Source organism: Paenibacillus vini (genome assembly GCF_018403325.1).
Lineage (GTDB): Bacteria > Bacillota > Bacilli > Paenibacillales > Paenibacillaceae > Fontibacillus > Fontibacillus vini.
Genome location: NZ_BOSL01000002.1, coordinates 236,099 through 260,876, shown reverse-complemented (window position 1 = coordinate 260,876; position 24,778 = coordinate 236,099). Strand labels below are relative to the sequence as shown.

General features: G+C 49.4%; 19 protein-coding genes and 1 other annotated feature. Of the genes, 6 read left to right on the top strand and 13 right to left on the bottom strand.

Annotated features, from left to right (window positions below; genetic code table 11):
• Nucleotides 1-269: 269 nt before the first annotated feature.
• On the top strand, nt 270-869 hold the full coding sequence (gene rpsD, locus KJS57_RS04540) for a 30S ribosomal protein S4 (RefSeq protein WP_213653931.1): 600 nt from the start codon (nt 270-272) through the stop codon (nt 867-869).
• Nucleotides 870-1,053: 184 nt separating this feature from the next.
• Here rpsD and tyrS read toward each other — a convergent pair whose 3' ends face one another.
• Nucleotides 1,054-2,307, bottom strand: a complete 1,254-nt coding sequence (gene tyrS, locus KJS57_RS04535; RefSeq protein WP_213653930.1) for a tyrosine--tRNA ligase — start codon at nt 2,305-2,307, stop codon at nt 1,054-1,056.
• Nucleotides 2,308-2,369: 62 nt separating this feature from the next.
• Nucleotides 2,370-2,636: a binding site (T-box leader), on the bottom strand.
• A 154-nt stretch (nt 2,637-2,790) separates the two neighbouring features.
• Between tyrS and KJS57_RS04530 the strand changes: the two genes are divergently transcribed.
• A complete protein-coding gene (locus tag KJS57_RS04530; RefSeq protein ID WP_213653929.1) occupies nt 2,791-5,889 on the top strand; it encodes a transglycosylase domain-containing protein in 3,099 nt (1,032 codons plus the stop codon).
• An 87-nt stretch (nt 5,890-5,976) separates the two neighbouring features.
• Here KJS57_RS04530 and KJS57_RS04525 read toward each other — a convergent pair whose 3' ends face one another.
• The 6 genes from KJS57_RS04525 to KJS57_RS04500 form a co-directional block, all read right to left on the bottom strand.
• Nucleotides 5,977-7,206, bottom strand: a complete 1,230-nt coding sequence (locus KJS57_RS04525) for an alpha-L-fucosidase (RefSeq protein WP_213653928.1) — start codon at nt 7,204-7,206, stop codon at nt 5,977-5,979.
• Between the two features lie 55 nt (nt 7,207-7,261).
• Entirely contained in the window at nt 7,262-8,866 is a 1,605-nt protein-coding gene (locus KJS57_RS04520) for a response regulator (RefSeq protein ID WP_213653927.1), read from the bottom strand.
• 34 nt (nt 8,867-8,900) lie between these two features.
• Complete coding sequence (locus KJS57_RS04515) at nt 8,901-10,646, bottom strand: sensor histidine kinase (RefSeq protein WP_213653926.1); 1,746 nt, start codon at nt 10,644-10,646, stop codon at nt 8,901-8,903.
• A 124-nt stretch (nt 10,647-10,770) separates the two neighbouring features.
• Complete coding sequence (locus tag KJS57_RS04510; protein ID WP_244861396.1) at nt 10,771-12,291, bottom strand: ABC transporter substrate-binding protein; 1,521 nt, start codon at nt 12,289-12,291, stop codon at nt 10,771-10,773.
• Nucleotides 12,292-12,344: 53 nt separating this feature from the next.
• Entirely contained in the window at nt 12,345-13,235 is an 891-nt protein-coding gene (locus KJS57_RS04505) for a carbohydrate ABC transporter permease (protein ID WP_211019710.1), read from the bottom strand.
• Between the two features lie 19 nt (nt 13,236-13,254).
• Nucleotides 13,255-14,172 carry an ABC transporter permease gene (locus KJS57_RS04500; RefSeq protein WP_211020200.1) on the bottom strand — a complete coding sequence of 306 codons (918 nt, stop codon included), beginning with the start codon at nt 14,170-14,172 and terminating at the stop codon, nt 13,255-13,257.
• 300 nt (nt 14,173-14,472) lie between these two features.
• Here KJS57_RS04500 and KJS57_RS04495 point away from each other — a divergent pair, with 300 nt between their 5' ends.
• Nucleotides 14,473-15,333 carry an alkaline phosphatase family protein gene (locus KJS57_RS04495; protein ID WP_244861394.1) on the top strand — a complete coding sequence of 287 codons (861 nt, stop codon included), beginning with the start codon at nt 14,473-14,475 and terminating at the stop codon, nt 15,331-15,333.
• Between the two features lie 110 nt (nt 15,334-15,443).
• On the opposite strand, the gene acsA is transcribed toward KJS57_RS04495, so the two are convergent.
• Complete coding sequence (gene acsA, locus KJS57_RS04490; RefSeq protein ID WP_211019711.1) at nt 15,444-17,168, bottom strand: acetate--CoA ligase; 1,725 nt, start codon at nt 17,166-17,168, stop codon at nt 15,444-15,446.
• A 302-nt stretch (nt 17,169-17,470) separates the two neighbouring features.
• On the opposite strand from acsA, the gene KJS57_RS04485 reads away from it, so the two are divergent.
• Nucleotides 17,471-18,103 carry a GNAT family N-acetyltransferase gene (locus KJS57_RS04485; RefSeq protein WP_211019712.1) on the top strand — a complete coding sequence of 211 codons (633 nt, stop codon included), beginning with the start codon at nt 17,471-17,473 and terminating at the stop codon, nt 18,101-18,103.
• A gap of 32 nt (nt 18,104-18,135) precedes the next feature.
• Nucleotides 18,136-19,326: an acetoin utilization protein AcuC gene (locus tag KJS57_RS04480; protein WP_213653925.1), complete on the top strand. Its 1,191-nt coding sequence runs from the start codon at nt 18,136-18,138 to the stop codon at nt 19,324-19,326.
• Between the two features lies 1 nt (nt 19,327).
• Here the strand turns inward: KJS57_RS04480 and KJS57_RS04475 are convergent, their stop codons facing one another.
• From KJS57_RS04475 to KJS57_RS04460, 4 genes are all read right to left on the bottom strand, one after another.
• A complete protein-coding gene (locus tag KJS57_RS04475) occupies nt 19,328-20,038 on the bottom strand; it encodes a 5'-methylthioadenosine/adenosylhomocysteine nucleosidase (protein WP_213653924.1) in 711 nt (236 codons plus the stop codon).
• 170 nt (nt 20,039-20,208) lie between these two features.
• Nucleotides 20,209-21,213, bottom strand: a complete 1,005-nt coding sequence (ccpA, locus tag KJS57_RS04470; RefSeq protein ID WP_213653923.1) for a catabolite control protein A — start codon at nt 21,211-21,213, stop codon at nt 20,209-20,211.
• A gap of 109 nt (nt 21,214-21,322) precedes the next feature.
• The gene (gene ytxJ / locus KJS57_RS04465) at nt 21,323-21,667 is read right to left on the bottom strand and encodes a bacillithiol system redox-active protein YtxJ (RefSeq protein ID WP_213653922.1); all 345 of its coding nucleotides are present in this window, start codon (nt 21,665-21,667) and stop codon (nt 21,323-21,325) included.
• Nucleotides 21,668-21,776: 109 nt separating this feature from the next.
• Complete coding sequence (locus KJS57_RS04460; RefSeq protein WP_213653921.1) at nt 21,777-22,220, bottom strand: hypothetical protein; 444 nt, start codon at nt 22,218-22,220, stop codon at nt 21,777-21,779.
• A 123-nt stretch (nt 22,221-22,343) separates the two neighbouring features.
• Between KJS57_RS04460 and KJS57_RS04455 the strand changes: the two genes are divergently transcribed.
• Nucleotides 22,344-22,916 carry a type 1 glutamine amidotransferase domain-containing protein gene (locus tag KJS57_RS04455; protein ID WP_213654062.1) on the top strand — a complete coding sequence of 191 codons (573 nt, stop codon included), beginning with the start codon at nt 22,344-22,346 and terminating at the stop codon, nt 22,914-22,916.
• Between the two features lie 59 nt (nt 22,917-22,975).
• Here KJS57_RS04455 and ptsP read toward each other — a convergent pair whose 3' ends face one another.
• Entirely contained in the window at nt 22,976-24,712 is a 1,737-nt protein-coding gene (ptsP, locus tag KJS57_RS04450) for a phosphoenolpyruvate--protein phosphotransferase (RefSeq protein ID WP_213653920.1), read from the bottom strand.
• Nucleotides 24,713-24,778: the final 66 nt, after the last annotated feature.

Here is a 24,778-nt window from a genome sequence, read left to right as displayed (position 1 = left end):
CGACACGATTCTTCCTTTTAAAACAAAATCCCCCGCTTGACTTTACCGCCCAATTTCATATAATATTTATTGTTGATAAAGATCTGGATAGGATCTTGATTAGGGCGTAACGCATGCGAAGCACCCTCTCGGTTTTTGTTGCTGACAGGACAGCGGCTGAACTCTCCTGCCAGAGAGCGGATTAAACTATCCTCCGCCCGCCCAAACAAAACCCGCGCAAGTAGAACCCTACACCGAAAATTTCAATTTAAAAGGAGTCTACCTATACAATGGCACGTTACACTGGTCCTAAATTTAAACTCAGCCGTCGTCTCGGCATTTCCCTGAGCGGCACTGGCAAAGATTTGAAGCGCCCTTTCCCTCCGGGACAACATGGTGCTAACCAACGGAGAAAAATTTCCAACTACGGCATGCAGCTTTTGGAAAAACAAAAATTGCGCCACATGTACGGTTTGGGTGAGAAGCAATTCCGCACTTTGTTCGCTAAAGCGCAAAAAATGCCTGGTATCGCCGGTGAAACCTTCATGGCGCTGCTTGAAAGCCGCCTGGACAACCTGGTATACCGTCTTGGTTTTGCAAATTCCCGTGCTGGCGCTCGTCAATTGGTTTCCCACGGTCATATCACCGTGAACGGCAAGAAAGTGGATATCGCTTCTTACCGTGTAAGCCTTGGCGACGTAATCGGTCTTCGTGAAAGAAGCCGCAGCCTTTCTTCTGTTAAAGAAGCTTTGGAAAACCGCTCGCATCTTCCAGCTTACCTGGAATTCAACGACAGTGCAGTAGAAGGCAAGTTCATCCGTCTGCCTGAACGTTCCGAGCTGTCCCAAGATATCGACGAAAAACAAATCGTCGAATTCTACAACCGTTAAGAATTTCCAAAACCGGCCAACCCCTTTGGGGTTTGGCCGGTTTTTTAGTCTCTATTAAAACGTGGAGCCGGAGTCTATACCATTCTGTTCTGATTATATGGCACCGAAGCGTCTATAATTAATGCTCGTTCGGCTCTATTTTCAAAAACAATATAAAAAAAGGGGCCGCAGGGCCCCTTTTCTCTTATTTCACCAGCAGCTTCGCAAATTTACGTTTACCTACCTGGATGACATCTCCATCCGCAATAGTGATTTCGGCATTCGGATCCGTAAGCTTCTCTTCGTTCACCTTGACCGCACCCTGCTGGATACTGCGCCGGGCTTCACTATTGGAAGCCGCAAATCCGAGCAGCGACAATAGCTTGATCAGGCCGATTTTACCGTCATTCAGTTCTCCTGCAGCCACCGTAATCTCTTGGATATCTTCCGGAAGCGCCCGCTGTTGGAAGACGGTAATAAAGTGCTCCTGTGCCGCATCGGCTGCGTCGACGCCATGGTACATGCGTACAAAAGTGTAAGCCAGCTGCATTTTGGCATCGCGCGGATGGACAGCCCCTAGCTTGACGCCTTCGCTAAGCACGGCCAACTCCTCATTACTCAGGTCAGTGGCCAGCTCGAAGTATTTCAGCATGAGATCGTCCGGCACGGACATCGATTTCCCGTAAATTTCGTTCGGTTCCTCGTCGATACCGATGTAGTTCCCAAGGCTTTTACTCATCTTCTGCACACCGTCAAGACCTTCAATCAATGGTGTCATAATAGCAATCTGTGGCTCCAGGCCATATTCTTTCTGCAGCGTTCTGCCCATCAGCAGATTGAATTTCTGGTCCGTACCTCCAAGCTCGATATCGGTATGCAGCGCAACCGAATCCATCCCCTGCATGAGCGGGTAGAAAAATTCATGAATACTGATCGGCTGGCCGTTCTGATAACGCTTGGTGAAGTCGTCTCTTTCCAGCATCCGGGCTACGGTAACTTTTGCCGCCAGCTTGACCACTTCTTCAAACGTCATCGGCGCGAGCCATTCCGAGTTAAAGAATACCTTCGTTTTTTCCGGATCCAGAATTTTAAAAATTTGCTGGCGGTATGTCTCGGCATTCCGCTGCACATCCTCCTCGGACAGCTGCTTGCGGGTTTCCGATTTCCCCGTCGGATCGCCGATCTTCCCTGTGAAATCCCCGATAATGAGCTGAATCTGATGTCCAAATTGCTGGAACTGACGCAGCTTTTGCAAAACTACAGTGTGACCCACATGAATGTCCGGCGCTGAAGGATCAAGGCCGAGCTTCACATTCAGCGGTGTTCCGGTAACCACCGATTTCATGATTTTCTGTCTTAATTCGTCCTCCGGCACAATTTCTACAACTCCGCGGGAAATCACCTGCAGTTGGCGTTCTACTTCTTCCTGCTGAGCCAGTGTCAATTCATCCCATTTCATCTTCAATCATCCTCCACAATTAATTTATATCTGCCGAAAACGACAAAAAGCTCCTTCTCATCCCAAGGGACGAGAAGGAGCTGCTCGCGTTACCACCCTAATTAAAACCGCTGCTTAAACAATGCCCATGAGCCGAGCAAAGGCAAACAGACGGTTTTCACCTCATTTCAATAACGGGTCTTCCCGGTACCGGACTACTGACAATTCTGCGTTCCCCCGGACGGCTCCAGACGGTAATTCAAAAGGGATCCGCCCATTCGGTTCGCAGCGACCACCGATTCTCTGAGCGGCGGGATTCCGCCTTCTACTAAGTCTTTCCAAGCCTTTGACGATATGCAATTAGCTATTTTATATCACAGAAACTTTCGTCAAGTCAAACCTCGGCTTCTCCCGAATATCGGTCGGATCGTGTCCGAATGGGTGGAAAAAGCGGTCAAACGCCCTTTTTTATGCTATAATGTTGCTGTTAAAAGGAGGAATTCCATGGTTCATGAAAACGATAACAACTCCGGCAAGGGAGGGCAAAGAAAGTCGCGAAGCGAATCCAGAAACAAGAAGCCCGTACGCAAACGTAGACGCGGCCGCTGGGTCTGGACTACGCTGGGATGGCTCGTTTTACTCGGTTTTGCCGGGGCCTTGTTTGCCGGAGGGGCAGTATTCGGATACGTCTCCTCAATCGTCATAGACGAACCCGTGAGATCACGTACCGATATTGAACAAAAGATCGATCATAACGAAATCACCGGATTCGCCTACTTCCGCGACGGCCAGCCGATCGGCCAGCTGCGTTCGGAAGAGGACCGGCGGCTCGTCAGCTTCGACGAAATCCCTTCTTCCGTCATCGATGCTGTCATCGCTATTGAAGACAATCATTTTGAAGAACATAAGGGTGTGGACCTGAAAGGGACCATGCGCGCCGTAAAGCAAAAGCTGCTCAAAGAAGACATCCAGACCGGCGGAAGCACACTCACCCAGCAATTGGCACGACGGGTATTTCTGAATCTGGACCGGACAGACAACCGGAAAGTAAAGGAAATTTTGCTTGCATTGCGGTTGGAACGGTTTCTGAGCAAAAATGAAATTTTAACGGCATATCTGAACAAAGTACCGTTCGGGAACGGCTCCAACGGTTATCAGGTTTACGGGATCAAAGCAGCAGCTAAAGGTATTTTCAATATTGTTAATCTTGATGATCTGAACACCGCCCAGGCCGCCTATCTGGCCGGGTTGCCGCAGCTTCCTTCTTCTTATTCCGCCTATAACGGTAAAGGAGAGTTTAACCAGGAAGCCTTCGACCGTGCGCTCAAACGGCAGCGCCTAGTGCTTCAGCGGATGCTGGAGGAGAATAAAATAACGAAAGCCCAATATGACGACGCGCTGGCGTTTGATATTAAAGGCTCGCTCGCACCGCAAACGAAGAAAGCTTACGAGACGTTTCCGTACCTGATGCTCGAAACGGAGCGTCAGAGCGCAATCACGATCGCCATGCTGAACAATCCGGACATGACTAAAGAAGAGGTCGCCAAAAACTCGCAAATACTTGAAGAAGCTCGTCAAGAGCTCCTGACCGGAGGGTATCGGGTTTACACGACGATCGACAAAAAAGTCTATAACTCCATGCACAAGGTTTCGGAAAACGAGAAAAACTTCTCCAAATACAGCGAAACCAAGGGGCTTGAACAAGTCGCCGGCATGATGATCGACAATCACACCGGGGCCATCCTCGGAATGATCGAAGGCCGGGATTTTTATACGGAGCAAATGAATTATGCAACGCAAATGATACGTCAACCGGGGTCGACCATGAAGCCGATCGCCGCCTATTTGCCGGCGATGGAAGTGGGGCTGATCCAGCCCGCGAGCATCATTGACGATTCCCCGATGATTCTGCGCGATTACCAAAAAGGATATCACATCCCGGTCAACTCCAGCGGCGGCTATAAAGGCCTGGTAACCGCCCGGACCGCGCTGAACGAATCGCGCAATATTCCGGCCCTGAAGCTGTTTAACGAAACTGTGGGCATCGAAAAGGCTTGGGATTTCTCCAAGAAACTTGGCATCACCACCCTCGATGAACAGGATTACGGGGCGCAAACGGGCGTACTCGGCGGTTTGAAATACGGGGTTACCGTGGAGGAACTCACGAACGCGTACACGGCAATTGCCAACGGCGGTGAATTCAATGACGCCTACATGATCGCCAAAATTACGGATTCCAAAGGAAAGATCGTGTATAAGCATGAGGTGGAGCCGAAACGTGTCTTCTCCAAGCAAACGGCTTATCTCATGACCGACATGCTGCGGACCGTAATCAAGGACGGAACCGGGAAATCGATTAAGAGCGATTTCAAGAAGTACGGGGAAATTCCAATCGTCGGAAAAACCGGAACGACGCAAAATTACGCCGACGTGTGGTTTATGGGCTATTCGCCTGACGTTACCCTCGGGGTATGGATCGGTTATAAAGAGCCGGTCAATACGCTGTCGGAGCCCGGCAAGTCCCGGGCCCGCTCGATTTGGGCCTTGGTCATGAACGAAGTGACCGAGAATGAGCCGGAGCTGTTCGTCACGCCGGAGTTCGTTAAACCCGACGGCATCGTATCCGCGACCGTATCGGGCTTCAGCGGCAAGCTGCCGACGGAGCTTACCAAACAGGCGGGAAAAATGGTTACCGACATATTCAATGCCAAATACGTCCCTAAAGAGCCAGATGATGTTCTGGTCCGGATGAAATACATCACCTATGAAGGAGTCAATTATATTCCGCAGGAAGCTACACCGGCGGATATGTTGCTCGAAAAAGTAGTGATGAAACGCGAAAAACCGATCAAGGAACTGATCGATGAGCTTGAAAATGCCTTTGCAAAAATGAAAGGCGGTCACAAGCCGCTGAGTTACTACATGCCGAAGGATGCCGGCGAGGACGCTCCGACTAAACCAGATCCTCGCGTCGATGACGGAGCAGCGCCTGCGGCACCCGCCAACGTAAAGCTTACGTCATCAGGCGGAAACTCCAAGGTCACATTTAGCAAAAATGCGGAAAAAGATGTGGTAGGCTATCGCCTCTATCGTTCCGAGGACGGCGGTTCCTTCAAGTATACGGGCCATGCAGCCCTTACCGGAGGGAGTACCGAGATATCCGATTCCGGAGCCGGCGGGTTTACCCATTCCTACTACGTAACGGCTGTCGACGTAGCCGGCAAGGAATCCGAGCCTAGCGCGATCGTCAGCTCCGACAGCTGGATTCCTGATTTACCGGGGACGGAGGGAGATCCTTCCGGGATGGAAGGCGAACCAGGCCAGGAAGGCCTTATGCTGCCGCCTACCGCTCCCGCCCAGGTAGTCGTTCAAGGGAACGGCGGCGATATTTCAATCCAATGGGCAGCGTCTGCTTCCATTGAGCAAATTTCAAGTTATAACATCTATTATTCAAATACTTCGGACGGACAATTTGCTCTGCTCGGTTCGACTTCGGGTACATCGTTCTCCTTCAAAAGCGATACAACCGGCTGGGTTCAAGTCACAGCGGTCAATGCGCTTGGAGAATCAACGCCGTCCAGTTCCGTCCAGTTTGGCAAATAGCAAACACCGATGGATGCAAAACGGCGGTACGCAAGGTATAAAATCCTGCGTACCGCCGTTTTTTGCTTTTCTGACCGGAATATCTTTTTAGTATACCTTAAAGTAACGAATCAACGGCAATGCTGCACACTCCGTCACTCTGAGCCGCAATTGTTTAGTCCGAATCGCTGCAAAAGAATCGATTTTCTTATGACCGATCGCGGTACCCCTTTTTACCTCAACCCAAGCACCGTCCTCCTGTTCCGCCTCCAGCACATATTCCTGGACCCGTTCGCCCTCGGAGATCTGTTCCATTAAGATGGCGTGATCGACAGATGTAATCTCCTCCAATGACAGCGTTACGGTCGTACCCTCACCGGAGGTTTGCGCGATGGGATGATCAAAGCGACGGGAGATCTCATCCCCAAATTCGATGACCCGCTCCACATCGACGTCCGGGAGCAATCCGCGATCATCCGGTGATAGGTTGAGCAGCAACACCGCACCATGTCCGACCGATCGATAGTAAATATCCATTAAGTCCTCTAAAGATCGCAAGCTGCCCTCATCATCGGGATGCCAGAACCAATGGCGGGTACGAATCGGAACGTCGCATTCAGCAGGCAGCCAGCTCGATGTCTCCGGCAGCCAGGACAACATATCACTCGTAAACATACTCACACGGGCCTCTGAAGATGTGTTCCAGCACGGATAAGGTGCAACACCATCTTCATTTCCTACCCAGCGTATGGTCGGTTGCCCCATATTAAAAATCATGGCGTCAGGTTGATGCTGTTTAACGAGTCCAATAATACGAGGCCAGTCGTATTCGCGTCCCTCGGAACCAGCCCCGTCGAACCACACCTCAATAAGTGGCCCGTATTGAGTCAGCAGCTCTGTTAGCTGTTCGGCGTAGAAATCATCGTAAGCTTCCTTATCGGCATAACAGGGCTCGTGCCGATCCCATGGCGATAAATACAACCCGAAAGCGATACCCTCCTCGCGACAAGCGTCAGCGACCTCACGCACTACGTCCCCCCGGCCGTCCTTCCAAGGACTTGATTTCACAGAATAATCGGTTGTCTTAGTTGGCCACAAGCAGAATCCGTCATGATGTTTGGCTGTCAGAACCAAATATTTAAAACCCGCCCGTTTAGCTGTACGAACCCACTGACGTGCATCAAGCTGGGTTGGATTAAACTTTTCCGGCGAATCATTGCCACTACCCCATTCCTGATCACAAAATGTATTCATGCCAAAATGACAAAACATGCCGAGTTCCATGTCATGCCATCTCAATTGCTGCTTTGTTGGTAAGGCAAGTTCCGGCTTATTCATCGTGAGCACCCACTTTCTATCCATCATTCCTTGAATGGTATGAGCTTAGCAGCATTTAGCTGCCAGAGCAGCCTGATAGTTTTCGAAATTGCTGAGGATTTTCATGATAGACCTTCTTGAACATTTTTGAGAAATAGGAAAAATTACTGTACCCTATCGTTTGCGCAATCTCGGAGATCGGAATCGTTGAGCTGACAATGAGTTCTTTGGCAATCCGCATTCTTTCATTAAGCAAATAATCCGTGATGCTCATTCCGACCTCTTTCTTGAACAGGCGGGAAAGATAGGCCGGGTTTAAGTGAACGTATTCCGCAAGCATTTCGCGGGTGATATTGTCCCTCAGATGATCGTTAATATAGGCGCAAAGCCGCGGAATAACGGATACCTCCTGATAGAGGCAGCGATGCACTTTACGGATTAGCCAGGTCCCCCATTCTTCGATTTGTTCCAAAGTCCGAGGGGGAGTTTTGATTTTCGGTGCTCCGGCTTCATGAATCAATTGATGTGCGGACAGGCCCCTTTTCTGAAGTAAATAATGAATCATTTGCAAAAACCCCTGGTAATAGGCATGCAAAACATTGGCTCCAAATTGTCGGTCGGAAGACAGGAACTGAAGACTGTTCCTAAACTGCCGGATCAGCTCTTCCTCCTTGCCGTTCTCAAGCAACAGCGCCCAGACCGTAAAATCAGGCAAGCTAGGGTCCGGGGCTGGTTCCGGACTCCGCTTGCTCAACCAATTGAGTTGATTGGACAAACTGAGATTATTGTATTCCATCGCTAACAAAGCTTTGTACATTTTCGTAAGCTCATGCAGCATAACCGGCTCGCCGATATAACAGGATACCGTACAGTTCAAATATTGACTGCAAGCATCTATATATTCGTTGCACTTCTGGCCGATACTGTCCAGCAGTGGCGGTACCTCCTCAGGCGATAAATACAGGATAGCTATCGTGACCCCTTGTTTGGTTTGCACAACCTCTCCCCTGCAGTCGCCAATTAATAATTCAGAGGAGGATTGACGAATGGCGTACTCCATCACTTCTTCATCACGCGTATTCAGTTCCCGCTTCCAGTTCTCCACGCTTATAACGACAGGTAAGAGCCGGTCGTCAGCTTGCAAAGCAATGCCATATTCAGCCGGAAGACTGCAAATGTCCTCCGCTGTAGCCACGATCCGTTCCGAAAGCAGGTCGTACCAGAAACGCTCGCTTAGAAGCGTTTTTTTCTTGTTCCAAAGCTCGTAGTATGGCTTATATTGTTCACTCTGGGCGAGTTCAGCATTTTTCTTCTCTACGGTACGGATCGCCTTCCGAATGACTTCTTCCAAAGCTTCGTACTCAACGGGTTTCATCATGTAGTCAAAGCTGCTAAGCTGAACAGCCCGCTGCATGAATCGGAAATCATCGTGAGCCGTCAAAAAAATCGTTTCCGTTTGCGGTGAAAATTCGTTTACCCACTCCAGCAGCTCGATTCCCGTACCTTTAGGCATTTCGATATCGCTAATCATGACGTTGATTTCCTGCTCTTGAAAGATCTTGATCGCTTCCCTCATGTTATAGGCATCAAAGACCGCAGTAACGCCCAATTCTCCCCAGTTAATGGCATCTTTAATCCCCATGACGGAGTACATCTCATCATCAACAATCAAAATCTGCATTTCCCTCATCCTCCTGCTGTGATTGTATGACTGATTAGTATTGCGGTTTATCCGATTGCCCTGAAAAGTTTACCGGAATTCTCAATTCTATCAATGCACCGGATGGATCACAATTACCGAAATTCAGACGAGCCGCCTGCCCGTATAAGAGCTGCAGACGATGATAACTGTTCCATATGCCCAGATGTTGATCATTCGTAAGTTGGAAATACCGACCGCTGCGTAAGGAGTCCAACATCTCATCCGAGAATCCACAGCCATTATCTGCAATTACAATGCGACAAAATCTTGGGTCAGCATCGATCATGGCCTTTATTTCGATATGAAAAGGATTCTCCATAAAATCAAACCCGTACTTGATGGCATTCTCTATGAACGGCTGTACAATCAGCGGAGGAATAGGAACCTCTTTAGCGTCTTCTTCTATCTCGATCCGAAAGGTAAGCCTGCCGGGAAAGCGGAGTTGCTGAATACACAAATAACTGTCCATATGCTCCATCTCTTGGGAAAGACTTACGAAAGGCTGGCTCGTTTTGGTCGTGAAACGAAAGTATTTCACCAAATTAAGGCACATGGCCTGAATGACGGAAAAGTTTTTGAGCTGGGCAAGATTATAGATGACATTGATGCTATTTAACAAAAAGTGCGGATTGATTTGCAATTGCAAGTGCTTCAGCTCTGCTTTATGGGTTCGGATTTGCTCTTCATACACATTAATCTTCAACTTCTGAATTTGTTGTGCCATATCATTGAACGTTTCCGTGACCACATGAAACTCCCTGGAAGGTGTGTTGTTCAATCGTATAGCCCAATCGCCCCGCTTCAGCTTACGCATCCCTTTGAGCAAGGCATTCATCGGTCTGAGAATGATACTGTTGAGATAAACCAAATACAAAGACAACAAAACCAGGGCAAATAACGGAATCCAGATGATAACCTTGCGGAACCGATAGATCGTATCCAGCATTCCTTCTTCCGGAATGAAGGCAATCAATGTAACGTCCGTCGAATCAATCGGATTACTGACGACAACATAAGTGCCGTTCTCCCCTTTAAGTCTCTGATATCCCGCGTTCGAATTGATTAGCGGCGGATCCTTAAACCCGCCGATGTCGAATCTCCCGGCCAGAAGTCTTCCCTCCGAGTTTGCAAGAGCGGAAAATCCCTCCCCGCCTAGCTGGATCAATTCCAGCGGAATCATCAGATGATCAAGCTGGACCCAGGCTCCCAAATACATGCCGTATCCTGAGTCGACAATACGCGAAAGTGCGTAGAACCCTCCGCAGTCAACCGTCATCCACTCCTTGAATGCCGGGCTGTCCGGCGCCGCCCTATCCAGAGTATCCTGGATGCACTGCTTGATCGCCATTGTCTCTTCATAAGAATTCGATCTGATCGGAGTATGAACCAGATCGCGGTTCACCTTGGAATAAGCAAATTGAATATCGACACTATTATTGAATCGGTTGTACCGGCTGAGGCTGTTCAAGATTCGCATTTTGGTCAGCGTGTAATCCGCAGAGTTATAGACCATGTTATTTAAAGACAGAATATCCGCATCGTGGGAAGTTAAATCATATAGAAAGTTTGCCTCAATACCGAGGGTTGTCTCGATTTGATTGGAATAAAGCGTTATCATATTTTTATTTGATTCTGCCGCTTGCTCCCGAACCGAGCCGGATGCCGTAAAATTACTATAAATCAGCAGAATGACTAGAGGTAGCGTAATCGTGATAAAACCAATCGTTAGCTTAAAACGAAGAGATCCTTTGGGATTCATCGTTATTCTCTCCTCTTTCTAATGTTGGTTGGTGTACTTATTACAGCAATTATATCTCAACATGTAGTAAAAGGAAGAAGGAGTTGGATAACTAGGTTCCAACTCCTGACTTGCAAACCCTTCATTATTTGCTGGTTTTAGCCCATTCGTCCAACTGCCGTTGTTTCTCTTCCAGAATCTTCTGGAAACCTGCGGCATCCCGTTTAGCTTTGTATTTGGCTATCGTTCCTTCTACATCATCGATGGCGCCCGCATTCAAAACCATTTGGAATTCTTTATCCACGTTACCCACTGCCGCCAACTCCGCTTTAACCGGCGTTTCGTCAAAGGCGAAACCTAAAGCGATAGAGCGTTCGGCGCTAGCGTTAAACTTTTCGAATTGTTCCCATTTATCGGGATCCTCGTTAGCCCACAGGTAAGAGATAAACTGATTGCCGAACATCCATCCGCCCGGGCTTGGATATCCTTGAGTTTCCGCCGTTACACCTTCTGGATAATCAATCATGTTATCCGAGACCTTGACGTAGTGCTTACCCTCGATTCCCCAATCCAGCATATTGAGCAGCTTGGCATCCGTGTACAGCATATTCAGGAACATCATGGCTCTTTCAGGATCCTTGGAAGTCCGGGAGATCGCCAGCATAGCCCCGGTAGCTTCGCCGGTCGTGGTGTAAGGTTCAGCCGTCTCCACTTGGACTAACGGAAGCCCCATCGTTACCGACATTTCCTTGTCTTTACCAGGCTTGAGCGATTGGGCCAAGGCAAAGGCTTTTCCCGATTTAAGCATATTATCGGCTTGACCGCTGCTATCCGAAGTTACAACATCTTTATCGAACCAGCCATTCAAGTTCCATTGTCTCATCCGTTTAAGGAAATCGATGAACTTAGGATCTTCCAATGTATCGATAACTTTCAATTCCTTACTGTCCCGGGAGATCATCGAGTTGTCATAATTAGCAGCGGACCAAGTGCTTGCAAATTTATTACTCACAACAGGCACTATACCCGGCTCGTTCTCTTTGATTGTCTTGAACATCTCTTCCATTTCTTCCAGCGTTTTAATTCCTTCGGTATTGAATTGATATTTATCGACTAAATCCTTATTAAGAACGAAACCAAAGCCTTGGGCGAATTCCTTCTTTGTTGGTACGGCATAGGACTTGCCATTGATTTGCGAACCTTTGATAAAGTCTTCACCAAGTACCGTCGGGATATCTTTTCCGTATTTCTCCATCAGATCGTTCAATTCGATAAATTGTCCTTTGGATACATCAAGGCCATAACCGAACCATCCTGCAGTAAACATTAAATCAAACGACTCACCGGAAATTTTCATCAAGTTAGTCTTATCCGTCCAGGAGCCCCAATCAATCGGCTTCAGCTCGATCGTTGCATTGATTTTCTCCGTCAAATACTTACTCATCTCTTCCTGGACAAGCGCCAGATCTTTCTGTGCGGTACCCGGATAAACAAGCGTAAGCTTATAAGGCTTGAGATTCGTCGTACCCTCTCCCTCATTTGTCGTTGCAGGGGTGTTCTCTCCGGTCGCATTTTTTGAGTCATTGTTTGTTTTCGAACCACAGGCGGACAGGACAAACACTACGGCCATAAGCAAAGCTAACATGGTGGACACTTTTTTCTTCATTTGGACCATTCCCTTCTTATCTATTTATTTAAGACCAGCAGTGCAGGCTTGGTTTAACCCTTAACTGCCCCGCTAGTAATACCGCTAATGTAATACTTTTGAAAGAACGGGTAAGCCATCAGGAGCGGTGCAATGCCGATAATGGCAAGAGCCATTCGCACTCCCTCGGTCGGCATCTTGGCAAGCAATTCACCGGCCTGACTGGAGGTATCCGCCTTCATTACCAGGAACTGAACATTATTTAACGTCTTTGTCATCAGATACTGTATATTTATCAAATCGGGTTTATCGATGAACAACATGCAATTATACCAGTCATTCCAAAAGGCCAGTAGATTGAAGAGCGCAATCGTGGCCATAATGGGAGCGGAAAGCGGGACCACCAGCTTAAGGAAAATCGTTAATTCACTTGCCCCGTCAATCGTTCCGGATTCGATGATGGATTCCGGAATCGTATTGGCAAAGAAACTTCGCATTAGCAGGACGTTGAAGGCGCTCATCAATAGATTGGGAATAATCATGCCGAACAATGAGTTTTTGAGGCCTATCATCGTTACGTAAGTGATATACCACGGCACCATGCCCCCGCTGAATAACATCGTGAAGAACAAAATGAACGACATCGACCGCCTTAAAGGCAGGTCCTTACGCGACAAAGGATAAGCGAAAAGCGCCGTGATAAATAAACTGACAACGGTTCCTATCAGCGTTACGAGGATGGTTACACCATAGGATCTTGCGATCTGCCCAAAATCATTAAACAGAAACTGATATGAGGCAAAGTTGAATTTGCTTGGAATAAAACTGTAGCCATTCTTGACAATAGAGCTCTCGTCCGTAATGGAAACCATAAATACCAGGACGAACGGCATCAGCGAAGCAAAGCTAAACAGAATGAAGAACAGATGAATGAATGACTTGCGAACACGTGCTGCAATCGGCATGGAAGGCCGCCTCCTCTCGTTAGAATAATGCATTGTCCTTGCTGATCCGGCGGACGGCAAAGTTCGCACCGAGAATCAGGAAGAAGCAGACGACGGATTGATAGACACCGGCGGCTGTCGACATTCCAATGTCCCCACGCACGATCATTGCCCGATAGACGAACGTATCGATCGTGTTTGTAGTCGGCATTAGAGGACCGGAGTTCATCGGCACCTGATAGAACAAACCGAAGTCCGAGCGCATGATGGTACTAATCGAAAGAAGTGTCATCACGATAATCATAGGAGCAATAAGCGGCAGCGTAATCCGCGTCATTTGCTTCCACTTGCTGGCGCCATCAATGGTTGCCGCCTCGTAGTATTCTTTATCGATCCCGATGATGGCTGCGAAGTAGATAATGGCCAGGTAACCTACGCCTTTCCATGCATTGACGATGACCAATACGTAAGGCCAATAACTCGCTTCATTGTACCAAGAGATCGAATCGAAGCCGAACCAGTTCGCAAGCTGGCGATTGACAAATCCGCTCTCGGCATTCAAAAAGCTATATACCAGATAAGCGACTACAACCATGGAAATAATATGCGGAAGCAGAAACGTGCTTTGGTAAAAACGGGTAACGACTTTGTCCTTGATCTCGTTGACCAATAGTGCCACAAGCAGCGCGAGACAGGTATTTACGATAATGAACGCTCCGTTATAGAGCACCGTATTTCTCGTAATTAGATAGGCATCCGGCGAGTTGAACAAAAACTTGAAGTTGTAGAGACCTGCCCATGGACTTCCAAAAATGCCATCCACATAATTCAATTCTTTAAAAGCCAAGATGACCCCATACATGGGAATGTAATTATTTAATATCAAATACAATAGTCCGGGAACCATCATAAGAAGCAGGGCCCTGTACTTTTTGATCTTTCTTCGAAAAGTGCGCATTCGGCCGGGAACTATTGCGGGAGAAACGGTAGGTGCATCGGATGATGCAAGCGGTTTCATAAAGCTCATCCTCTCTAGTTATTTCTTTCTGTCACTAATTATAGATGGACTCCGATTCCGCGAACTACTAGGATTGTGACTTATCATTATCACGTTTGTGACTACTTCGCCAGAAAGAACCTTCACATATTGACGATGCCGTTAGCTCCTCTTATGCTAAGTGCGTATACTCAAGGCGGTACTCCCGGGTAGTGGAGGAATCCGCCTTCAACATAGTTTTCTTACGAGGAGTGATACAAGTTGACGCAATCAGAAGCAAAAGCAGAAGCCGTAAAGAGAGTCTTTATTCTGGGTATGGATGGCGCAGGAAATTTCGTACAACAAGCGAATACCCCTCATCTGGATGCTTGGCTGCCACGCGGCGCCTTCACCTATGAAGCTCAGGCGGAATTGCCAACGATCAGTGCGGAATGCTGGGGTTCCGTTCTTCATGGAGTGAGGCCTGACAAACACGGCTTAAACAATGACAAGGCGGCTAACGAGCCCTATCCGGCCGATTCTCCCTATCCCTCCCTCTTTCGGCTGATAAGGGAGCAACAACCGGATGCCAAGCTGGCTTCCTTTACCGGTTGGGACCCCATTAACTCCGGAATCATTGAAAATAATCTTGGAGTCTATAAGGTTTCCCTGCCCGATGCCGAGCTTGTCCCAGCTCTTTTAGGCTATGTGGAAGAAAATCCTGACGTAAGACTATTGTTTCTGCAACTGGACGAGCCGGATGGATCCGGCCATCGACACGGCTATGGTCCGGATTCGCCCGAGTACTTGAAAATGATCGGAACCTGTGATGAGCGCATCGGGATGATATTGGCACGCTTGGAGCAATTACATCTTATAGAGGACAGCCTCATCATCCTGCTCACAGATCATGGCGGAGGCGGTGCGGAGACACATAATCACGGCAGCGATCATCCGATGGACCGCAACGTTTTCTGGGGTTGCATCGGCCCTGGCATCAAGCAAGGCCACCTGTCGAGTCCCGTATCCATCACGGATACGGCCCGGGTTACTGCACTGGCTTTAGGGCTGGCAACGCCGGCGGGATGGGATGCCGAATTGCCGAAGGATCTGCTAACAAGAGGAACGTTCTCCCGAGCATAGTACTGCGCACAGAATAGTATATGTTTTATGATTCTGACAAAAAAACGGGGCTATCCTGCGGCCATATGATGGCGCGGGATAGCCCCGTTTATTGCTCGATTAATTATAAATTAGTCCTCTATCGTCGACAGATCGCCCGCCGGGAGATTCAGCTCCCAGGCCTTTAACACGCGCCGCATAATTTTACCGGAACGCGTCTTTGGCAGTTTATCTTTAAACTCAATCTCTCTCGGAGCGGCATGCGCCGATAAGCCTTCTTTTACGAAACGGGATATTTCGGCCTTCAGCTCTTCGGAAGGTTCGAAGCCTTCTCTTAACGAAATGAACGCCTTGATAATCTCGCCCCGTGTCGGATCGGGTTTACCGATGACACCGGCTTCGGCGACCGCCGGATGCTCGACCAGCTTGCTCTCCACTTCGAACGGTCCGATCCGTTCGCCTGAGGAGTTGATCACGTCATCGATCCGGCCCTGGAACCAGAAATATCCGTCCTCGTCCATATAGGCCGTATCTCCGGAAATATACCAGCCCGGGATTCGGAAATATTCCTCGTATTTGGGGGCGTTGTTCCAAATGAGCCGCATCATGGACGGCCATGGCGTACGCACAGCCAGGTTGCCCATCCGGTTAGGCGGCAGCTCCTTGCCGTTGTCATCGATAATAGCCGCCTGAATGCCTGGAACCGGTTTGCCCATCGAACCCGGCTTAATCGGCATGGACGGATAATTACAGATCAGTTGTCCCCCGGTTTCGGTCATCCACCAAGTATCATGGATCCGGTGTCCGTAGACTTTATATCCCCAACGAACGACCTCCGGATTCAGCGGTTCGCCGACCGAGAGAATATGCCGCAGCGTGGACAGATCATATTGTTTCACGATATCTTCCCCTGCACCCATGAACATCCGGAAGGCGGTAGGAGCGCTGTACCATACAGTGACCTTATTTTTTTGAATCGTATCATACCAGTCCCCGGGGCTAAAACGTCCCCCACGTACTACATTAGTGGCGCCGTGCAGCCAAGGAGCGAAAATCCCGTACGAAGTCCCCGTCACCCAACCTGGATCGGCCGTACACCAGTAGACATCTCCTTCTTTAAGATCAAGGACTACCTTGCCCGTATAATAGTGTTGAAGCATGGCGTTATGAACATGGTAAACACCCTTCGGCTTGCCTGTCGATCCGGAAGTGTAATGGAGAATTAGTCCGTCTTCACGGTTTACCCATTCGATTTCGGCATCACTCGAAGCATGCTCCATCTCTTTAAAATAATCAATAATGCCTGCTTCAGGCTCAATGTCCTTTCCCACCAGAAAAATATGATGCAGCAGCGGCAGCTCATCCCGTTTTACCCTCGGCAGCAAAGTCGTTGTCGTTACAAGCGCAACCGCTCCGCTATCCTCCAAACGGTCTTTGACCGCGGTCTCCATAAATGCCTCGAACAGAGGACCGACTACGGCCCCGACTTTCAAGATTCCTAGAATACTGACGTATAATTCCGGGCTGCGCGGCATAAACACAAATACGCGATCCCCTTTGGAGATCCCCTGACTGCGGAGCACATTGGCAAATTGATTGGATTTCTCCTTCAAATCTTTGAACGTGTAAGTTTCTTCCCGGGTCGGGTCGTTAAACCGCAATGCGATCCGGTCGCCTCTTCCCTCGTCTACATGACGGTCGATCGCTTCATAAGCCATGTTGACCTTTCCGGTTTCATACCAGGAAAACTGCTTTTCTACGTCCTCCCAGTTAAAGTTGGCATACGCTTCTTCGTAGTTCCCCAGGTTTGATGAAGGGGCTCCCGCTGAAATAATTTCTCCCTGCATTTGACTCATCGTTCCATCCTCCCTTGATCTGAACAAAAGTTTAATAGAATAGATCAAAATCATGAAAACGGATACAAAGAACATGTGGTTGAAAGATCACTGAGCGACGGCTAATAGGACGGCATCCGTTTGATCAGAAACGCGAAAAAGACCACAAAGAAAAGTATGCAACAAAAATCACGATGTCAAGTGAAAATTGTGAAAATTTTATGTCGGAAACATTATAACATACGTCTTACATAGCGGCTATACTTTTCAAATTTTCATTTTTCTGTTATAAGAGAGTGGAACGAGCAAAGGAGGCGGCAATGATGGAACACCGAAAAACGTATATCCGCCATACCCTGCCCCATGAAAACCACGAAATTGTCCTGGAAGGCCCCGTAACGCCATCCCATCTCCGTACCCTGCGGATGCATCCCGAACTGGACGCCTTCCGCAAACCGGAGGATCAGCACCTGGCTCTGATCGAAATCGCCGGTCTTCCGGAAGGGCGGATTATTTTGGCCCGGGAAAATGACGTGATCATCGGCTACGTGACTTTTCACTATCCCGATGAGATGGAGCGGTGGTCTCAAGGGAACATGCCTGACCTGATCGAGTTGGGTGCGATTGAAGTGTCCAATGAATACCGATCCCTGAAAATCGGCTCCCGCATGATCTCCACTGCATTTGAAGACGGTCAGATGGAGAAGTACATCGTGTTTACTACCGAGTACTATTGGCATTGGGATCTTAAAAGCAGCGGCTTATCCGTTTGGGATTACCGCAAGATGATGGAACGGCTGATGCAAACCGTTGATATGGTCTGGTACGCGACCGATGATCCGGAAATCTGCTCCCACCCCGCCAACTGCCTGATGGTCCGGATCGGCAAGGAAGTTCCGATCGAATCCGAAGAACAGTTTGACAGAATCCGTTTCCAGCAGCGCTTCATGTATTGATTATTGACTCAAGAGGAAGGATGCGTGACGCCATGTCTGGAAGCGCTTTATTTGTTCATCACGACAAATCGATGAATTACCGGTTTCACGATCATCATCCCTTCCATCCGATCCGGTTGCAGCTCACGCTTGACCTCTTATCAAGCATAGGGGCGCTCGAGCCCTCGCAAATGCTATCGTCCCGTCCGGCATCGGATGAAGAACTGATGTGGATCCACCAACCGGCCTATATCGAAGCGGTAAAAGCTTTAAGCCAAGCTTCGCCCGAGCCCGATTGGATCGGGCGGGCCGAACAATACGGCCTGATGGACGAGGATACGCCCTATTTTGCCGGAATGCATGAAGCGGCCTCTTATGTAACCGGAGGCACGATAACGGCCGTGGAAGCCGTTATGTCCGGGAAATCTACCCATGCCCTCCATTTGGGCGGCGGCCTGCATCATGCCTTGTCCGCGAAAGCGGCCGGGTTTTGCGTATACAATGATGCTGCCGTAGCGATCGCATATGCCAGACGGCATTATAACGCCAGAGTTCTTTATGTGGATACGGACGTACATCATGGGGACGGGGTGCAGTGGAGTTTTTACTCAGATCCGGAGGTGTGTACATACTCTATCCATGAGACGGGCAAGTATTTATTTCCCGGAACCGGGTATCTCAACGAAAGAGGAGAACACCAAGGCTACGGAGCATGCCTGAACGTCCCGTTACAGCCTTATACCGAGGACGCTTCCTGGATGGAATGCTTCGAGCAGTCCATCTCCCGCCTGACGGCTTACTTCAAGCCCGACCTCATTGTCAGCCTCCACGGCTGCGATGCGCATGCGCTGGATCCGCTGAGCCATATGCATTGCAGCATGGATATCTACAACCGGATGCCGGCGATTCTGCACGAGTTGGCTCATACCTACTGTGAAGGACGATGGGTCGCCGTGGGAGGCGGCGGTTACGACATGTGGCGGGTAGTTCCGCGCGCTTGGGGGCTGTTGTGGCTGGAAATGAGCCATCATCCCTTGAAGCAGGCTCTGGACGAGGGAGATCCCGCCCATGCGCGCCTGCCCCAGAGCTGGATCGATAAATGGCAAGGGCAGACGCAATTGCCGCTGCCGACCGAATGGCTGGACGATTTGTCCCGGTGGGAAGGAATTCCGCGAAGAGAGGAGATCACAGCAAAAAACCGCGAGAATCTCGCGGTTGCGTTGCAGGAATATCCTGAGGCGTGATCTAGGATGCCTCGAAATGGCGGATCATGTCTTCCACGATCTCGAAAGAACGTTTCGAGGCGGATACGGTAAATTCGGCGAAATTCACATCGGCCGTGCCGTCCGCCTTGTCCGACATCGAGCGGAGGATGACATAAGGCACCGAGTTCGTATAACATACTTGCCCGATTGCGGCGCCCTCCATCTCCACGCAAGCGCCGCCCATCGTTTCGTGCAGCAGGCGGACCTTTTCCGAATCGGCGATGAACTGATCACCGGATAACACTCTGCCGATCACATAGCCTTGTTCCTTGCACACGCGGGAACAGGCTTCCTCGGCCAGCTTGATAAAGCCGGGATCAGCGGGGAAATCCGAGGTTTCCTGAAAAGGAATAATCCCCCGACTGAAGCCGAGCGGAGAGCAATCCATATCGTGCTGCTGGCAAGAAGAAGAGATTACGATATCCCCGATATTAAGACCCGGGTCCAACGCTCCCGCCACGCCCGTGAACCAGACCGCCCCGATATCAAAACGGTCGATCAGGATTTGCGTCGTAATCGCCGCGTTTACCTTCCCCACCCCTGATTTGCAAACTACCACTTCCTTGCCGTGAAACCGGCCCTTAACAAAAGAAATGCCCGACTGCATGACCTGTTCCTGGCCTTCTATCCCTTGCAGAAGCAAGGCGATTTCCTCATCCATGGCTCCGATAATTCCGATGGTTGTCGGCACTCGTGCTTCGCTCCTTTACTTTCAGCATCATTTTATAATGTAACCCGAACCCTAATTCCGGAAACGTTATTCTATAACATATAAAAAGCTCCTGAATCAGGAGCTTTTTGCCGTATAACCTTTTTCATATATTTGTCTGTTGTATCTCTCTTTATAATCAAAACCAGCCTTTAAATATGGCTGACGGACAACCGCAAAATCGTTTCGTGCGGCAGAATCACGCGAGGGTTCTCTACCGTTTCCTTCTTCATCAGCTTGGTAAGGAGACGCATGGCCACCGCGCCAAGATCATACATCGGCTGAGCTACCGTGGTCAGCTGAGGCCGTACCATGGAAGCCATACGAATATTATCAACGCTGATAATGGAGAAATCGTCAGGCACTTTAAGACCTTCGTCCTGGATGCTGTGGATCGCTCCAATTGCCATCTCATCCGTAGCCGCGAAAATCGCGCTAGGGCGTTTCTTAAGCCCAAGGAAATATTTCATCGCTTCAACGCCGGATTCGTAACGATAGTTCCCGATGCGAACCAGATCCTCATCGTACGGAATTCCCGCGGTTTCTAACGCGCGTTTATATCCTTGGAACCGAGCGTAGCCGTTCGCCGGATCCTGCAGCGTACCGCTGATCATCGCAATATGCCGGTGCCCGTGTCTTACCAGCGTGCTCACCGCATCAAATGCAGCGGCTTCGTGATCGATATCGACGGAAGGGATCGCCCCGTTCTCATCGCTCGTAGCACACAAGACGATCGGCACAGCCGAGGTCTGGAATGCCTGCACGTGCTCTTCCGTCACCGTTCCGCCCATGAACAGAAGCCCGTCCACTTGCTTTTCAAGCAGGGTGTTGATGACGCGAATTTCCTTTTCCTTCTTCTTGTCGGCATTACACAAAATAATATTATAGTGGTACATGTTAGCGATGTCTTCGATGCCTCTTGCAATCTCCGCAAAAATCGAATTAGATATATCCGGGATCACCACTCCGACCGTGGTCGTCTTCTTGCTGGCAAGCCCTCTTGCCACCGCATTCGGACGATATCCCAAACGTTCAATCGCTTCATAAACTTTCTTCCGGGTTTGCGGCTTCACGTTGGGATTGTTATTCACAACCCGGGAAACCGTTGCCATCGAGACGCCCGCTTCACGTGCCACATCGTAAATGGTAACCGTCACATTCTTCTCTCCATTGCCAATAGATTTTCAATCGTTGTCCAACCAAAGTCCCTGCTGCTCAATTAAATTTATGATACGACAAAATATTACTTTACGCAATGATAACGCTTCATTTTGCAAGAATTCCTCTTATTGCATCCGCGGTAATTTTAGAATGGGAAGCATGCCATACCGCTTGGCCGTCTTTAACCAACAGCGCTTGAGGAGATTCGTGCTTGACGCCAAGCTTGTCCGCCGCCGCGTTGGATACGTCGCGGTCTTCAACCACATAGATCAGCCCATATGTAATCTTCTCATTCGGAGCGTCGTTCAGGTAATCCGCCAGCTCCCGGTGAGCTCCGGCGCTAATCGGACATCTTGTGCTGTGCTTGAACAACAGCAGCGGCTGGTCCGCCGATTGCTCAAACGCCTGCTGAAGATCCTCATTAGTAGTTATTCTCTTCAATTCGGACATCCCGCATCCGTCCCCTTTCAGAAAATAATTTTCATGTTTTCTATTCATATCTTACCAAAAAGGGAAAGCTAAAAACAACTTATAACGACAAATTCATATCATTTTCATTTTATTTCGCGCTTAAGGACTGTCCTTTTTTAACAAATTTCGACAAAGGCGCCAGCCGGACGGCGATTTCATTCATCCAGGCGGTGTCCCCCAATTTTTGTGCGCATCCGTAAATATCGAGCAGCAGATTGATCCGTTCGTTGCAGCTTTGCTCCAATAACACCCTAAATGCCGAGGGGTCCAGCTTGGCTGCTTGTGATGACAGGCCGTATAATACGTCCGCCAATTCATTCATTTCGGTAAAATAAACACGCACGCTCTCGCCTTGCTCCTTTAATTGGCTTAACAAGTCGATTACATCCGCCTTAAAGGAAGGCAGCACTTCATAGTAATTGCATTCTTCGCACTCTAGAATCGGAACCCGGTCGACCTGGAACTTGTTTTCGAAAATAACCAGCCTGAAACCGAGGTTCATGTTTTGTCCGCAGCGGCAAAGCTTGCGCACAGGATCACCTCATTTAATCCTCAACATTTTATTTAATGTAATAATCGCTAAGTAAAGAATAAATAACCATGCGGCAGCATCATGAAAGAAATCTTTATTTTTGATACAATTAAAATATCGAAAATGATTTTCGTCAAGAGTTTTAAGAGACAGGAGGAGAAAGTTTTGAGACTTACTGGAAAAAAAGTGATAGCTCTGGTGGATGAAGAATTCGAGGATTTGGAGCTTTGGTACCCGATTTACCGCGTCCGGGAGGAAGGTGCCGAGGTGCATTTGGCAGGCGCCGAGAAAGGCAAAAAATACATCGGTAAATATGGCGTACCCGCTGAGGCCGAATTTGCGTTCGAGGAAATCCGTGCCAGCGACTATGACGGAATCCTGGTTCCGGGCGGATGGGCTCCGGACAAGCTGCGCCGTTACGGCAAAGTACTGGAAATCGTGCGCGAGATGCATAACGACAAGAAACCGATCGGCCAAATTTGCCATGCCGGCTGGGTATTGATATCTGCAGGCATTCTGAAGGGAGTCACGGTCACTTCAACGCCGGGAATCCGCGACGATATGGAGAACGCCGGAGCGATCTGGAAAGACGAACCGGTCGTTAGCGACGGACATATTATCTCGGCAAGACGTCCGCCCGATTTGCCGGAATACGGCAAGGCGTTCGTGGATGCTTTGGCTGCTGCCGCGAAATAGGATGAAGAACGAAAAAGCCGGAGGGAGATCACTCTTCCCCCGGCTTTAATATTGCCGTATTAGCGGCCCGCTACCGGGTCCTTACCCAGAAAACCGGACAGTTCTCTTTCGATCTCTTCGCTCGTGGTAAGCCGGAAGCAGAGTTTGCCTTCCTCTTGCCCCTCCTTGAGCGTGCTGTTCAAAACGCGATGCTTCACGCGAAGCAATGCTTGCGGCGACATGCTGAGACTGTCCACACCAAGGTGAAACCAGATCGGCAGCGCTCTCTCATCGCCGGCCAATTCTCCACATACGCTGACGGGTATCCCTTCATCCTTCGCTGCGGACACGGTCTGGCGCAGCAGGCGAAGTACGGCAGGATGAAATGGATGATACATATGTGCGATTTTTTCGTTCATCCGGTCCACGGCCAGAACATACTGTACCAGATCGTTTGTGCCGATGCTGAAAAAATCGGCTTCTTTTGCCAACAGATCCGCAATCGCCGCGGCGGCCGGTACTTCAATCATAATGCCCGCCTCGATGTCGGAACGGAACGGAAGGCCGCGGACAGCCAAATCCAGCTTAGCCTCCTCCAGAATCCGCTTGGCGCCCCTGAATTCCTCCAGGGATGAGATCATCGGGAACAGGATTTTGACGTGGCCATGCGCGCTGGCCCGCAGTAAGGCGGTTAGCTGGGTTTTGAACAGCTCGTTGCTGTCCAGGCTGATGCGGATACCGCGATACCCAAGCACCGGATTCTCTTCCTCCGGCAGCGCAAAATATTCCAATTGCTTATCCCCGCCAATATCCAGCGTCCGAATGACTACCGGATATCCTCCCGCTTTTTCGACGATCTGGCGGTATACATCATACTGCTCCTCTTCGGTTGGAAAAGTGGGGCGGTCCATATACAGAAATTCCGTACGGAACAGTCCTACCCCATGAGCTCCGTATTTCATTACCTGCTCCAGGTCCTTCACCGAGCTGATATTCCCAGCCAACCGCAAATGGTAGCCGTCTTTCGTCACCGCATCGACGGAGGCGAGTAATTGCAGCTGTTCTTTTCTGCGGCGCTGACCTTCGGCAATCTCGGTAAACCGGTCGATCAATTCCTGCTCCGGTTCCAGATAAACTCGGCCTTCATCCCCGTCAATAATGAGGAAATCCCCTGTTTGAAGCGGCTCGACAATCTTGTTCTCCAGGCCGGACACCAGCGGAATGCCGATAGCACGGGCCATGATCGCGGAATGGGAAGTTTGCCCTCCCGCCATCGTGACCATGCCCAGCACATTCTCCGGATTCAAATGCACTAATTGGGACGGCGAAAGCTCTTTGGCGACAAGAATGTACGGCTGCGTGTCGGCGGGCAGAGTAATCTCGGGCGTACCGAGCAGATGCTTCAGCAGCCGGTTGCCGACATCCTTAATATCAAGCGCCCGCTCTTTCATATATTCATCATCCAGAAGATCAAACATCGTTACAAAATGGTCGATCGCTTCCTTCACAGCCACCTCGGCCGCTTTGTACTGGCGTTCGATGATCCCCTGAATTTCACTCATAAACACGGGGTCCTCTAAAATGGCGATATGCGCGTCAAAAATGCTCGACTCCGCTACCCCGACCGTCTCCTTGATTTCATTCTTCATGAACTCGATCTCGGTTTTGGACGTGCGGATTCCCTCATACAATCTCTCAAATTCCTTGGCGAGATCCACCTTCTCCATCCGGCGATCCTGCACATCCCACTCCCAGGCGGGCAGCACAAAAGCTTTGCCTATCGCTACGCCCGCGGCTGCACCGATACCCTGTATCATGTTTCGACCCCCTAATGTCCTACTTTCGTAATATAGGATACCCTCTCTCTAATACTTTATGGTAAG

Coding starts and splice junctions, on each gene's coding strand:
- KJS57_RS04505 (WP_211019710.1), bottom strand. CDS start 13,235: ATGCCGATTGCAGCACGTGTTCGCAAGTCATTCATTCATCTGTTCTTC.
- KJS57_RS04485 (WP_211019712.1), top strand. CDS start 17,471: ATGGAACACCGAAAAACGTATATCCGCCATACCCTGCCCCATGAAAAC.
- tyrS (WP_213653930.1), bottom strand. CDS start 2,307: ATGAAATGGGATGAATTGACACTGGCTCAGCAGGAAGAAGTAGAACGC.
- KJS57_RS04480 (WP_213653925.1), top strand. CDS start 18,136: ATGTCTGGAAGCGCTTTATTTGTTCATCACGACAAATCGATGAATTAC.
- KJS57_RS04510 (WP_244861396.1), bottom strand. CDS start 12,291: ATGAAGAAAAAAGTGTCCACCATGTTAGCTTTGCTTATGGCCGTAGTG.
- KJS57_RS04520 (WP_213653927.1), bottom strand. CDS start 8,866: ATGCAGATTTTGATTGTTGATGATGAGATGTACTCCGTCATGGGGATT.
- KJS57_RS04500 (WP_211020200.1), bottom strand. CDS start 14,172: ATGCGCACTTTTCGAAGAAAGATCAAAAAGTACAGGGCCCTGCTTCTT.
- acsA (WP_211019711.1), bottom strand. CDS start 17,168: ATGAGTCAAATGCAGGGAGAAATTATTTCAGCGGGAGCCCCTTCATCA.
- ptsP (WP_213653920.1), bottom strand. CDS start 24,712: ATGATACAGGGTATCGGTGCAGCCGCGGGCGTAGCGATAGGCAAAGCT.
- KJS57_RS04455 (WP_213654062.1), top strand. CDS start 22,344: ATGATTTTCGTCAAGAGTTTTAAGAGACAGGAGGAGAAAGTTTTGAGA.
- KJS57_RS04530 (WP_213653929.1), top strand. CDS start 2,791: ATGGTTCATGAAAACGATAACAACTCCGGCAAGGGAGGGCAAAGAAAG.
- rpsD (WP_213653931.1), top strand. CDS start 270: ATGGCACGTTACACTGGTCCTAAATTTAAACTCAGCCGTCGTCTCGGC.
- ytxJ (WP_213653922.1), bottom strand. CDS start 21,667: ATGTCCGAATTGAAGAGAATAACTACTAATGAGGATCTTCAGCAGGCG.
- KJS57_RS04525 (WP_213653928.1), bottom strand. CDS start 7,206: ATGAATAAGCCGGAACTTGCCTTACCAACAAAGCAGCAATTGAGATGG.
- KJS57_RS04515 (WP_213653926.1), bottom strand. CDS start 10,646: ATGAATCCCAAAGGATCTCTTCGTTTTAAGCTAACGATTGGTTTTATC.